Below are 12,120 nucleotides of genomic sequence, written 5' to 3'. Positions count from 1 at the left end.
CACGCTCCAGGGAGCCAGAGGGGTCCGGATCGGGCCACCAGAACCTAGCGGAGCGGTCGTCACTCTCCAAAGCGACGCGACTACGTACTGTTGCGCGTTCGAATGTGCGGTCAGTGGCGGTCAGTAAGCGAAGGCGCGGGCGGTGTTCGCGCCCAGCGCGGCCGCCATCGCGTCCTCGTCGATGCCGCGCACGTGGGCCATCGCGCGCACGGTGACCGGGATCAGGTAGGGGGCGTTGGGCCGGCCGCGGTACGGGGCCGGGGTCAGGAAGGGCGCGTCGGTCTCCACGAGGACCAGCTCCAGCGGGGCGACGGCGAGGGCGTCCCGCAGGTGCTGGGCGTTCTTGAAGGTGACGTTGCCGGCGAAGGACATGAAGTAGCCCTCGCGTGCGCAGATCTCGGCCATCTCGGCGTCGCCGGAGTAGCAGTGGAAGACGGTGCGCTCGGGGGCGCCCTCCTCCTTCAGGACGCGCAGGACGTCGGCGTGGGCGTCGCGGTCGTGGATGACCAGGGCCTTGCCGTGCCGCTTGGCGATCTCGATGTGGGCGCGGAAGGAGCGCTCCTGGGCGGCCTTGCCCTCGGGTCCGGTGCGGAAGTAGTCCAGCCCCGTCTCGCCGACGCCCTTCACCTGGGGCAGGGCGGCCAGCCGGTCGATCTCGGCGAGCGCCTCGTCGAGGGCCGCGTCGCCGCCGGGCTCACGCGCGCCCTGCCTCGACCAGCCGTCGGGGTCGCCGTGGACGATGCGCGGGGCCTCGTTGGGGTGCAGGGCGACGGCGGCGTGGACGTTCTCGAACGCGGCCGCGGTCTCGGCGGCCCACCGCGATCCGTTGATGTCGCAGCCGACCTGGACGACGGTCGTCACGCCCACCGACGCGGCCTTCGCGAGGCCCTCCTCGACCGTGCCGGACTGCATGTCGAGATGGGTGTGGGAGTCGGCGACGGGCACCCCGAGGGGCGCCGGGAGCGGCGGTGCCGCGTTCTTGTCGCCCTTGGCGGCGGCGTTCGAAGGCATGCTCCGATCCTACGAAAAGGGCACGCCTTCGAGCGCCGGTGCTCCGCGTTGGTGCTCCGCGCCGGTGCTCCGCCCTCAGCTCGCCCTGCGCTGGAAGGGGTGCAGGAGATCGGACAGATGCCAGTGGTGCGGCTCCCCGGCCCGCTCCGGCACGTCCACGTCCGCCGGGCCCGCCTGCGCCACGGGGCGGTGCTGCCGCTCGGCCGCGCTGCGCACGGAGGACACCTGTCCCGCGCGCATGATCCGTACGACGTGGCCGTCGCAGTTCTGGCAGCGGGGACGGCTCAGCGGCGACGGCACCACCCGGCCGTCGGCCACGTACAGGACGAACTCCTGCCCGTCGGCGTCGGTGTGGTGCTCTATCTCGTACGACTGCTCCCAGCCGTGCCCGCACCTCATGCAGGCGAACGCGTACGACTCGTGAACGACGGCGGTGGCCATGCCTCGGAGGCCGGTCTGCCCTGCGATCTCACTCATGCCAGCTCCTCCCCTGAAACGGGGGACGGGTGCGTCTCTTCAACCAGTGGACGCCTTCACCAGCACGAACGCAGCACTCCTGTCGACTGTTGGACCCGTTTTGGCGGTCCCTTGCCAAAGCGCTCCGCTGGGGGGAGCCGCCCTTTGCCTTGGGCCCCTCCGCTTTGCCCCCGCATGGGGTGGCCGCTCAGTCGAGAACACCCCTGCTCAGAGGGCATGTCCCCGCCTCATCCAGGCCTCAGTCGCCCGCCTTCTTCGCAGCGACCACAGCGTCGAACACGACCCTCTTGGGCACCCCTGCCTCCACCGCCACCGCGGCGATCGCCTCCTTGCGCCGCTCGCCCGCCTCCTCGCGGACGCGAACCCGCCGCACCAGCTCCTCCGCGTCGAGTTCCTCGGGCCCGGCCTCGGGCGCCCCCTCCACCACGACGGTGATCTCCCCGCGGACCCCCTCCGCGGCCCAGCTCGCCAGCTCCGCGAGCGGCCCCCGCCGCACCTCCTCGTACGTCTTGGTCAGCTCCCGGCACACCGCGGCCCGCCGCTGCGCGCCGAAGACCTCGGCCATGGCGGCGAGGGTGTCGTCGAGCCGGTGCGGGGCCTCGAAGTACACGAGCGTGCGCCGCTCCCCGGCGACCTCCCGCAGCCGGGACAGCCGCTCGCCCGCCTTGCGGGGCAGGAAGCCCTCGAAGCAGAACCGGTCGACGGGCAGCCCGGACAGGGCGAGCGCGGTGAGCACGGCGGACGGCCCGGGCACGGCGGTGACCTTGATGTCCTTCTCGACGGCGGCGGCGACCAGCCGGTACCCGGGGTCGGAGACCGACGGCATCCCGGCGTCCGTGACGAGCAGCACCCGCGCGCCGCCGAGCAGCTCCTCGACCAGCTCGGGCGTGCGGGCGGACTCGTTGCCCTCGAAGTACGACACCACGCGGCCCTTGGGGGTCACGCCGAGCGCCTGGGTGAGCCGGCGCAGCCGCCGCGTGTCCTCGGCGGCGACGACGTCGGCGCCCGCGAGCTCCTCGGCGAGCCGGGGCGGCGCGTCCGCGATGTCGCCGATGGGGGTACCTGCCAGGACAAGGGTTCCAGTCACGCCCCCATCCTCCCAGGGGTTCCCGGGGACACGGGACACCACCGGAATCCGGCGTCTTCCCGACCGGGTCGGCGCATGCACGGGACTCACACAGCACGGTTCCCTACGATGGCGCGGTGACCAGTACCGCGTCCTCCACGGACCTCCGGCAGGGCCAGGCACCGCACCAGCAGCGGCCGTCGTGGCAGCAGCGGCTGCGCCGATTCGGCTATGCGCCGGCCACGGACGCGCCGACGGGCGACGTACGCGACCGGCTGGTGCCGCCGTACGCCGCGCCCGGCCCGCGGCTGTGGCAGGTGCTGGGCCTGCCGCCGCTTCTCGCGGACCGGCTCACGCGCTGGTCGGGGTGGGGCGGCCCGCTGCTGGTGACGCTGATGGCGGGCCTGATGCGGTTCTGGAACCTGGGCAGCCCGCGGGCGGTGATATTCGACGAGACGTACTACGCGAAGGACGCGTGGGCGCTGGTCCACCGCGGTTTCGAGGTCAACTGGGACAAGAACGCCAACGACCTGGTCCTGCAGACGCACGGGCACCTGGCCGTCCCGACGGACGCGGCGTACGTCGTGCATCCGCCGGTCGGCAAGTACGTGATCGGCCTGGGCGAGCTGATGTTCGGGTTCGACCCGTTCGGCTGGCGGTTCATGACCGCGCTGCTCGGGACCCTGTCCGTGCTGCTCCTGTGCCGGATCGGCCGCCGGCTGTTCCGCTCGACGTTCCTCGGCTGTCTGGCGGGCGCGCTGATGGCGGTGGACGGCCTGCACTTCGTGATGAGCCGGACCTCGCTGCTCGACGGCGTGCTGATGTTCTTCGTGGTGGCCGCGTTCGGCTGCCTGGTCATCGACCGGGACTACGCGCGCACCCGGCTCGCGGCCGCGTTGCCCATCGACGCGGACGGCCGTGCCCGCCCGGACGCGCACGCCACGGACAACTTCTTCCTCTTCTGGCGCCCCTGGCGCCTGGCGGCCGGTGTGCTGCTCGGTCTCGCGATCGGCACCAAGTGGAACGGCCTGTACGTCCTGGTCGCGTTCTTCGTGATGACGGTGCTCTGGGACGTCGGCGCCCGCAAGGTGGCGGGCGGCCGGCGCCCGTACCTCGCGAGCCTGGTCGACGCGGTCGTCGCCTTCGCCATGTTCCCGCTGGCGATCGCCGTGTACGTGCTGTCCTGGCTCGGCTGGATCCTGTCCCCCACCGACGGCACCGGCGGCTACTTCCGCAACTGGGCCGTGACCGACGGCAGGGGCGGCCACTGGACCTTCCTGCCGGACTGGCTGCGCAGCCTGTGGCACTACGAGCACGAGGTCTACAACTTCCACGTGCACCTGTCGTCCCCGCACACCTACCAGTCCAACCCGTGGAGCTGGCTCGTGCTGGGCCGCCCGGTGTCGTACTTCTACGAGTCCCCGGCTCCCGGCGCCGACGGCTGCCCGTCCGACGCGACCGAGAAGTGCGCCCGGGAGGTTTTGGCCATCGGCACGCCGGTGCTGTGGTGGCTGGCCTGCTTCGCGACCCTGTACGTGCTGTGGCGCTGGGCCTTCCGGCGCGACTGGCGGGCCGGCGCCATCGCCTGCGGGATCGCCGCCGGCTACCTGCCGTGGTTCATGTACCAGGAGCGGACGATCTTCCTGTTCTACGCGGTCGTCTTCCTGCCGTTCCTGTGCCTGGCGGTGGCGATGATGATCGGCGCGATCGTCGGCCCGCCGGGCTCCAGCGACACCCGTCGGGTGGTCGGCGCCTCGGCGGCGGGCGTGCTGGTGCTGCTGATCGCGTGGAACTTCGTCTACTTCTGGCCGCTGTACACCGGCACGGCCATCCCGATCGACTCCTGGCGTTCACGTATGTGGCTGGACACCTGGGTCTGATCACGGTTTTGACAACTCCCGTCACAGGAGCCCCGCAACCGCTTACAGTGCTTGCGCAGCCTGCTTTTTGAACGCGTTCAGGAAACGGGTGAGGCAGGCGCCCAACGGGGACACGGGGAGGGGACGCGCGCCATGGCCGAGGGAGTCAAGGTCGCCGTAGTCGGAAGTGTGTGCGCGGCGCTGGTGGGCGGGGCCGGTTACGGGCTCTACAACATCGCGTCCGCACTGAGCGGGGACGGCGGTACCGCGAGCGCGGACCACCCCGTGGTGAAGACCGGGCCGCCGAGCGGTTCCGAGGTCGAGGCGACCACGAAGGCGTTCTTCGCCGCCTGGGAGAAGGGTGACGCGGCCAAGGCGGCGACGTACACCAACTTCCCCGAGGCGGCGCAGGAGCTGCTGACGGCGTACAGCGGTGACGCGCACATCGCCCAGGTGCACATCACGCCCGGTACGGCCACCGGCACGACCGTGCCCTTCACCGTCAAGGCGACGGTGTCGTACGACGGGAAGTCCCGGCCGATCGGCTACGCGAGCGAGCTGACGGTCGTACGCGGCAAGTCCTCGTACCGGCCGCTGGTCGACTGGCAGCCCTCCGTCGTCCATCCGCAGCTGCGGAAGGGGGACACGCTGACGACGGGTGAGTCGGCGGCGCCCCAGATCGAGGCCCTCGACCGCAACGGCGCCGTGCTGACGAAGGAGAAGTACCCCTCCCTCGGTCCGGTCCTGGACGAGCTGCGGAAACGGTACGGCGACCGGACCGGCGGCCGGCCCGGAGTGGAGTTGGTGATCCGGCACACGGGCACGGCGGACGGGGAGGGCGCCGCCGACACCACCCTGCTCACCCTCGCCAAGGGCAGGCCGGGCAAGCTGCGCACCACGCTCAGCGCGAGCGCGCAGGCGGCGGCCGAGACGGCGGTGCGCACGTACTCGGAGTCCTCCGTGGTGGCGGTCAAGCCCAGCACCGGCGAGGTCCTGGCGGTCGCCAACCACCGTGAGGACGGCTTCAACGCGGCCTTCCTCGGCGAACTCGCCCCCGGCTCCACCATGAAGATCATCAGCGCCGCCACCCTCATCGACAGCGGCCTGACCACCGCGAGCGGCCCGGCGCCCTGCCCGCCGTCGGCGGTCTGGCAGAGCCAGACCTTCCAGAACCTCAAGGGCCTGACGCCGAACGAGCACGCCACCCTCTCCGACAGCTTCGCCCGGTCCTGCAACACGGCGTTCGTGAAGTTCGCGGACGAGGTGAAGGTGGACTCGCTGACCAAGGAGGCCCAGGACCGGTTCGGGCTCGGGCAGAACAACTGGCAGGTCGGGGTGCCCTCGTTCGACGGCCGGGTCCCCGCCTCCGGCGGCCCGGACACCGCGGCCAACCTGATCGGCCAGGGCCAGGTGCAGATGAGCCCGCTGAACATGGCCTCGGTGACGGCGACCGCGATGACCGGCGCCTTCCGGCAGCCGGTGATCGTGCCGCTGTCCCTGGACCACCGGGAACCGGCACACGCGCGCGGGCTGTCCTCGAGCACCGTCCAGCAGCTGCGCGCCATGATGAACCGCACCGCGCACAGCGGCACCGCGGCGGGCGTGATGGCCGGGCTGAGCGGCGACATCGGCGCGAAGACCGGTTCGGCGGAGGTCGACGGGCAGGCGAAGTCCAACAGCTGGTTCACCGGTTACCGTGGCGACGTCGCCGCCGCCGCGATGACCCAGGACGGCGGACACGGCATCGACGCGGCCGGGCCGATTGTCGCAAGAGTGCTACGGAGTGCGGGCTGAGATCACTCGTACAGGTCGGGACTCTAGGGTGGGTGCCGTCGTTGGGGAATGTGAGGGCTGCGGGGACCCTGGGGAAAGCGCGGAGGAACTGAGGAAGTGGGCAAGAGAAGGCGCGTCGCCGAGCGACGGAGAACCGGACCCGTCGTGCTCGGCGGGATGATCGCCCTGGTGGTCGCCGCCGCCGGGCTCGGCGCCTACGTGCTCTACGACGGCGGGGCGTCGGCCGACGAGCAGACCTCCGCCCACCACCGGAACATCCCGACCGGCCCGCCGACCGCGGCCGAGGTGCGGACGGTGTCCGCGCGCTTCCTGACGGCCTGGCGGCAGGGCCGCGTCAGCGAGGCGGCGGCCGCGACCGACGACCCGTCCGCCGCGACCGCCCTGCTCACCGGCGTCGCCAAGGACGCCCACCTCAAGAACCTCACGCTCACCCCCGGGGCGGCGACCGGCACCAAGGTGCCGTTCGCGGTGAAGGCGACGGTGTCGTACCAGGACCTCGCCAAGCCGCTGGCGTACGACAGCTCGCTGACCGTCGTGCGCCGCAAGAGCGACGGCAAGCCGCTGGTGAGCTGGCAGCCGGCCGTGGTCCAGCCCGACCTGAAGGACGACGACACGCTCGTCACCGGCGAGTCCGGCACCCCGCCCGTCAAGGCGCTGGACCGCGACGGCGGCGAGCTGACGACCGCCAAGTACCCCTCGCTGGGCACGGTCCTGGACGGGCTGCGCGAGAAGTACGGCAAGACGGCGGGCGGCAAGGCGGGCATCGAGCTGCGCGTGGTGCGCGGCAAGGCGTCGGAGAAGGCGGGCCTGTCCGACAAGACCCTGGCGGAGCTGAGCAAGGGCACGCCGGGCACGGTGCGGACCACGCTGAGCCCCGCCGTCCAGGCGGAGGCCGAGCGCCAGGTCGGCTCGCGCAAGCGCGCCTCCGTGGTCGTCCTGCGGCCGTCGACCGGCGAGATCCTCGCGGTCGCCAACAGCGAGCACGGCTTCAACGTCGCCTTCCAGGGCTCCCTCGCGCCCGGCTCCACGATGAAGATCGTGACGTCGACGATGCTCTTCGAGAAGAACCTCGTCACCCCGGGCGCCTCCCACCCCTGCCCCAAGACGTACAAGCTCGCCGGCTGGACCTTCCACAACGACGCCGACTCCGAGATCAAGAAGGGCACCTTCAAGCTGAGCTTCGGGGCCTCCTGCAACAACGCCTTCATCAACTTCGCGCCGAAGCTGTCGAACAGCGACCTGACGAAGGAGGCCCAGCAGGTCTACGGCCTCGGCATGAACAACTGGGCCATCGGTGTACCGACGTTCGACGGCGCGATCCCGGTGCAGAGCGGCGCGCAGATGGGCGCCTCGCTGATCGGGCAGGGCGGGGTGCGCATGAACCCGCTGAACATGGCCTCGGTGGCGGCGACCGTGCAGGCGGGCACCTTCCACCAGCCGTACCTGGTGTCCCCCACGGTGGACCACCGGACGCTGGCGACGGCCGCGCGCACCATGTCGGCGAAGACCAGGGCCCAGGTCAAGGAGGTCATGCAGTACACGGCGGCGTACGGCACGGCGGCCAAGGCGATGGCGGGCGTGGGCGGCGACAACGGCGCCAAGACCGGCTCGGCCGAGGTCGACGGGCAGAAGATGCCGAACGGCTGGTTCACCGCGTACCGGGGCGATCTCGCCGCGGCGGGCGTGGTCCAGGCGGGCGGCCACGGCGGCGACACGGCCGGGCCGATCGTCGCGGCACTGCTGAAGATGGGCGGCTGATCAGCTCCGGACCGGTTCGGCCGTGTAGGTCCGCCGCAGGAACCTGATCAGCGCCTTGGTGTCGAACTGCACGACCTCCACGCCGTGCGCGGAGTGGAACTCCACGACGGCCTGGACGCGCCCGCACGGCCACACCCGTACGTCGCCGCTCTCCGCCGGGGCCCGCAGCCCCCGCTCCAGCAGTGCGCGCGAGAAGGTCCACTCGTGCGGTCCGGGCAGCCCGAACCGGACCGACCGCGGGTCGGCGTCGGGATCGTATCGCAGCACGACGGGCACGGCCCCCGGGTCTTCCTCGTCCTCGTCCGTGACGATATGGGCGCGTGCGTACTGTTCGACTACAGACATCGGACCGCCCTCTCACGTTCAGTGACCTATGCGGAGGCCGAGCATCCGCTTTCCATCTAATGTCCCATATTTTCCGGTTTACACCACCGAGATGCGAGAGCCACTCTCTCTTGCAAACCCTTCGCAACAAGCCTTTAAAATCGTACGGTGCATGTACCTGACGGATTCATCAACGCTCCCACCTCCGCCGTCACCGGAGTGGTCGCCGCCGGCGCCCTCGCGGTGAGCCTGCGCGGGGCCCGCCGTGAGCTGGACGAGCGGACGGCTCCGCTCGCCGGGCTGGTGGCGGCGTTCATCTTCGCCGTACAGATGCTGAACTTCCCGGTGGCCGCCGGCACCAGCGGCCATCTGCTGGGCGGGGCGCTCGCCGCGATCCTCGTCGGGCCGTACACGGGCGTGCTGTGCGTGTCGGTCGTGCTGCTCATGCAGGGGGTGCTGTTCGCGGACGGCGGGCTGACCGCGCTCGGCGTGAACATCACCGACATGGCGATCGTCACGACCGTGGTGTCGTACGCCGTCTTCCGCGTGCTGCTCGCCGTACTGCCCCGCAAGCGGCGCTCGGTCACGGTCGCGTCCTTCGTCGCCGCGCTGGTCTCGGTGCCGGCCGCCGCCGTCGTCTTCACGCTGATCTACGCGATCGGCGGCACCACCGACGTCGCCATCGGCAAGGTGGCGACCGCGATGATCGGGGTCCATGTGCTGATCGGCATCGGCGAGGCCGTGATCACCGCACTCACCGTGGGCGCCGTCATCGCCGTACGCCCCGACCTGGTGCACGGAGCGCGCGGCCTCCGGCAGCGCCTGAAGCTGCGTGTGAACGGCGCGCTGGTGGACGCTCCCGCGCCCGCGACGCCCGTGGCGGCGCGCACCTCCCGGCGCACGCTGTGGATCACCGGCCTGGTCGCCTCCCTGGTGCTCGCCGGATTCGTCAGCTTCTACGCCTCGGCCAGCCCCGACGGCCTGGAGAAGGTCGCGCACGACCAGGGCATCGACAAGAAGACCGGGAAGCACGCCTCGGAGGACTCCCCGCTCGCGGGCTACGGCGTCAAGAGCGTCTCCGACGCCCGGCTGTCCGGCGGCCTCGCGGGCGTGATCGGCGTCGGGGTCACGGTCGTGGCGGGCAGCGCGGTGTTCTGGGCCCTCCGCCGGCGCCGCGGCACGGACGTCTCCCCCGCGAACACGGGGCTCTGACATGGGAGCGGGACACGCGCACCGGCTCTACCGGCACGGGCACTCGCCCGTGCACGCCCTGCCGCCGCACACCAAGCTGGCCGCCGCGTTCGCCTTCGTCGTGGTCGTGGTGTCGACCCCGCGCGAGGCGATGTGGGCGTTCGCGGCGTACGCCCTCCTGCTCGCGTACGTCGCCCACCGCGCGCGCGTGCCCGCCGGTTTCCTGCTCAGGAGGCTGCTGATCGAGGTGCCGTTCGTCGCGTTCGCGGTGCTCATGCCGTTCGTGGCGGAGGGCGAGAAAGTCCATGTCCTCGGCCTGTCGCTGAGCGTGAGCGGCCTGTGGGGCGCCTGGAACGTGCTTGCCAAGGGCACCCTCGGCGTGGCCGCTTCCGTTCTGCTGGCCGCCACCACCGAGCTGCGTGAGCTGCTGCTCGGGCTGCAGCGGCTGAAGCTGCCGCCGCTGCTCGTGCAGATCGCCTCCTTCATGATCCGCTACGGCGACGTCATCACCGACGAGATGCGCCGGATGCGGATCGCCCGTGAGTCGCGCGGCTTCGAGGCGCGGGGCGTACGGCACTGGGGGGTGCTCGCCAAGTCCGCCGGCGCGCTGTTCATCCGCTCCTACGAGCGCGGGGAGCGCGTGCACCTGGCCATGGTGAGCCGGGGGTACGCCGGTTCGATGCCGGTCATCGACGAGGTGACCGCGTCCCGGGCGCAGTGGTCGTACGCCCTCGCCCTCCCCTGTGCCGCCCTCGTCGTCTGTCTGCTGGGATGGTTCCTGTGACCGCTGTGACCCCCGTGCCCCCTGTGACCGCACCCGCTTCCCTCGAGGTCTCCGGCCTCGCCTTCGCCTACCCCGACGGCCACCAGGCCCTGTTCGGCGTGGACTTCTCGATCGCGCGCGGCGAACGGGTCGCCCTGCTCGGCCCGAACGGCGCCGGCAAGACCACCCTCGTGCTGCACCTCAACGGCATCCTGGGCGGGGGCACCGGCAGCGTGACCGTGGCCGGGCTGCCCGTCGGCAAGCGGCACATGGCGGAGATCCGGCAGAAGGTCGGCATCGTCTTCCAGGACCCCGACGACCAGCTGTTCATGCCGACCGTGCGCGAGGACGTGGCGTTCGGCCCGGCGGCGGCCGGGATCAAGGGAGCCGCGCTGGAGGAGCGGGTGCGCACCGCGCTGGAGCGGGTCGGCATGCGGGAGTTCGCCGACCGGCCGCCGCATCACCTCTCCTTCGGTCAGCGCCGCCGGGTCGCCGTCGCGACCGTGCTCGCGATGGAGCCGGAGATCCTCGTCCTGGACGAGCCGTCCTCCAACCTGGACCCGGCCTCCCGGCGCGAACTCGCCGACATCCTGCGCTCGTTGGACGTGACGGTCCTCATGGTCACGCACGACCTGCCGTACGCCCTGGAGCTGTGCCCGCGCTCGCTGATCCTCAGCGACGGAGTGATCGCGGCGGACGGCCCGACCGGCGAGCTGCTCTCCGACGACACCCTGATGCGGGCGCACCGGCTGGAGCTGCCGTTCGGATTCGACCCGCGGTCCGTGACAATGGGCGCGTGACGCGTCAAGACGAACGGGACGAGAGCCTGGACGAGAACCGGGACGAGCCCCGGCACGAGGACGGGGCCGCCGCGGGGTCGCTGCGACTGGACGACCAGCTGTGCTTCGCGCTCTACGCCGCCCAGCGCGCCGTGACCGCCGCCTACCGTCCGCTCCTCGACGACCTAGGGCTCACCTACCCGCAGTACCTGGTGCTGCTGGTCCTCTGGGAGCGCGGCGAGACCAGCGTGAAGGAGCTGGCGGGTGCGCTGCGTCTGGACTACGGCACCGTTTCGCCGCTGCTGAAGCGGCTGGAGGCGGCGGGTCTGGTGAGCAGGGAGCGCGCGGCGGACGACGAGCGCTCGGTGCTCGTCGCCTGCACCGGGCGCGGGGAGCAGCTCAGGGAGCGCGCGGCGCGCGTGCCGGGCGCCCTGCTCACCACCACGGGGCTCGATGTGCAGGAGATCGCGCGGTTGCGCGAGGAGCTGTGGAGGCTCACCGAACGCGCCCACACGGCGGCCGACCGCCGCTGATCTCGGGTTACCCGCGGTTGCCACCCCTGCCGCCGGAGGCCGACCGACCGGCCAGTACCTTGTGCGCGATGTACTTGTGCACCACTTGATCTGGGAAGGCCGGCCATGCCCGACACCGCAGCTGTCGACACCACCGTGGACACCCGTCCGACGAAGATCATGTACGTCGCCGAGGCCACCGCCCACGGCGGCCGCGACGGCCATGTCACCAGTCAGGACGGACAGCTCGGGCTGAAGGTCGCGATGCCCCCGGAGCTGGGCGGCGACGGCAACGGCACCAACCCGGAGCAGCTGTTCGCGGCCGGCTACAGCTCCTGCTTCCACAACGCGCTGATCCTCGTCGGCAACCGCGCGGGCTACGACCTGACCGGCTCCACGGTGGCCGCGAAGGTCGGCATCGGCCCCAACAGGCAGCGCGGCTACGGCCTGGCGGTCGCCCTCAGCGTCTCCCTGCCGGTCCTGGACCGGGACATCGCGGCGAAGCTGGTGGACGCGGCGCACGAGGTGTGCCCGTACTCGAACGCCACCCGAGGCAACATCGACGTAACGATCGTGCTCGGCTGAT

The 12,120-nt window shown here is 71.5% G+C and carries 12 protein-coding genes; 8 read left to right on the top strand and 4 right to left on the bottom strand.

Annotation, left to right across the window (positions count from 1 at the left end; genetic code table 11):
- Positions 1–120 precede the first annotated feature (120 nt).
- From ABZ865_RS20540 to rsmI, 3 genes are all read right to left on the bottom strand, one after another.
- Entirely contained in the window at positions 121–1,011 is an 891-nt protein-coding gene (locus tag ABZ865_RS20540) for a TatD family hydrolase (RefSeq protein WP_361231937.1), read from the bottom strand.
- A 75-nt stretch (positions 1,012–1,086) separates the two neighbouring features.
- Positions 1,087–1,488: a hypothetical protein gene (locus tag ABZ865_RS20535; protein ID WP_361231935.1), complete on the bottom strand. Its 402-nt coding sequence runs from the start codon at positions 1,486–1,488 to the stop codon at positions 1,087–1,089.
- Positions 1,489–1,726: 238 nt separating this feature from the next.
- Complete coding sequence (rsmI, locus tag ABZ865_RS20530; protein ID WP_361231933.1) at positions 1,727–2,575, bottom strand: 16S rRNA (cytidine(1402)-2'-O)-methyltransferase; 849 nt, start codon at positions 2,573–2,575, stop codon at positions 1,727–1,729.
- A 116-nt stretch (positions 2,576–2,691) separates the two neighbouring features.
- On the opposite strand from rsmI, the gene ABZ865_RS20525 reads away from it, so the two are divergent.
- The 3 genes from ABZ865_RS20525 to ABZ865_RS20515 all read left to right on the top strand — a co-directional run bounded on the left by ABZ865_RS20525 (position 2,692) and on the right by ABZ865_RS20515 (position 7,965).
- A complete protein-coding gene (locus tag ABZ865_RS20525; protein ID WP_361231931.1) occupies positions 2,692–4,434 on the top strand; it encodes a phospholipid carrier-dependent glycosyltransferase in 1,743 nt (580 codons plus the stop codon).
- A gap of 132 nt (positions 4,435–4,566) precedes the next feature.
- Complete coding sequence (locus ABZ865_RS20520) at positions 4,567–6,207, top strand: penicillin-binding transpeptidase domain-containing protein (RefSeq protein WP_361231929.1); 1,641 nt, start codon at positions 4,567–4,569, stop codon at positions 6,205–6,207.
- Positions 6,208–6,303: 96 nt separating this feature from the next.
- The gene (locus tag ABZ865_RS20515) at positions 6,304–7,965 is read left to right on the top strand and encodes a penicillin-binding transpeptidase domain-containing protein (RefSeq protein ID WP_361231927.1); all 1,662 of its coding nucleotides are present in this window, start codon (positions 6,304–6,306) and stop codon (positions 7,963–7,965) included.
- Here ABZ865_RS20515 and ABZ865_RS20510 read toward each other — a convergent pair whose 3' ends face one another.
- A complete protein-coding gene (locus ABZ865_RS20510; protein ID WP_361231925.1) occupies positions 7,966–8,310 on the bottom strand; it encodes an SsgA family sporulation/cell division regulator in 345 nt (114 codons plus the stop codon).
- A gap of 147 nt (positions 8,311–8,457) precedes the next feature.
- On the opposite strand from ABZ865_RS20510, the gene ABZ865_RS20505 reads away from it, so the two are divergent.
- The 5 genes from ABZ865_RS20505 (at position 8,458) to ABZ865_RS20485 (ending at position 12,119) form a co-directional block, all read left to right on the top strand.
- A complete protein-coding gene (locus ABZ865_RS20505; protein WP_361231923.1) occupies positions 8,458–9,501 on the top strand; it encodes an energy-coupling factor ABC transporter permease in 1,044 nt (347 codons plus the stop codon).
- Between the two features lies 1 nt (position 9,502).
- Complete coding sequence (gene cbiQ / locus ABZ865_RS20500; RefSeq protein ID WP_361231921.1) at positions 9,503–10,264, top strand: cobalt ECF transporter T component CbiQ; 762 nt, start codon at positions 9,503–9,505, stop codon at positions 10,262–10,264.
- A complete protein-coding gene (locus tag ABZ865_RS20495) occupies positions 10,252–11,043 on the top strand; it encodes an ABC transporter ATP-binding protein (protein ID WP_361231918.1) in 792 nt (263 codons plus the stop codon). Before cbiQ ends, ABZ865_RS20495 begins: the two co-directional genes overlap by 13 nt.
- 26 nt (positions 11,044–11,069) lie before the next feature.
- The gene (locus ABZ865_RS20490; protein ID WP_361232288.1) at positions 11,070–11,555 is read left to right on the top strand and encodes a MarR family transcriptional regulator; all 486 of its coding nucleotides are present in this window, start codon (positions 11,070–11,072) and stop codon (positions 11,553–11,555) included.
- 105 nt (positions 11,556–11,660) lie between these two features.
- Positions 11,661–12,119 carry an organic hydroperoxide resistance protein gene (locus ABZ865_RS20485; RefSeq protein ID WP_361231916.1) on the top strand — a complete coding sequence of 153 codons (459 nt, stop codon included), beginning with the start codon at positions 11,661–11,663 and terminating at the stop codon, positions 12,117–12,119.
- The last annotated feature ends 1 nt before the right edge of the window (position 12,120 follow it).

It is taken from the genome of Streptomyces sp. NPDC047085 (assembly GCF_040643735.1).
In the GTDB taxonomy this organism is placed as follows: domain Bacteria; phylum Actinomycetota; class Actinomycetes; order Streptomycetales; family Streptomycetaceae; genus Streptomyces.
This window is presented reverse-complemented; position numbering and strand designations above follow the sequence as displayed.

Bases quoted from the DNA above. Each gene is read 5' to 3' on its own strand.
- cbiQ (WP_361231921.1), top strand. From the start codon at position 9,503: ATGGGAGCGGGACACGCGCACCGGCTCTACCGGCACGGGCACTCGCCC.
- ABZ865_RS20485 (WP_361231916.1), top strand. From the start codon at position 11,661: ATGCCCGACACCGCAGCTGTCGACACCACCGTGGACACCCGTCCGACG.
- ABZ865_RS20535 (WP_361231935.1), bottom strand. From the start codon at position 1,488: ATGAGTGAGATCGCAGGGCAGACCGGCCTCCGAGGCATGGCCACCGCC.
- ABZ865_RS20495 (WP_361231918.1), top strand. From the start codon at position 10,252: ATGGTTCCTGTGACCGCTGTGACCCCCGTGCCCCCTGTGACCGCACCC.
- ABZ865_RS20540 (WP_361231937.1), bottom strand. From the start codon at position 1,011: ATGCCTTCGAACGCCGCCGCCAAGGGCGACAAGAACGCGGCACCGCCG.
- ABZ865_RS20520 (WP_361231929.1), top strand. From the start codon at position 4,567: ATGGCCGAGGGAGTCAAGGTCGCCGTAGTCGGAAGTGTGTGCGCGGCG.
- ABZ865_RS20510 (WP_361231925.1), bottom strand. From the start codon at position 8,310: ATGTCTGTAGTCGAACAGTACGCACGCGCCCATATCGTCACGGACGAG.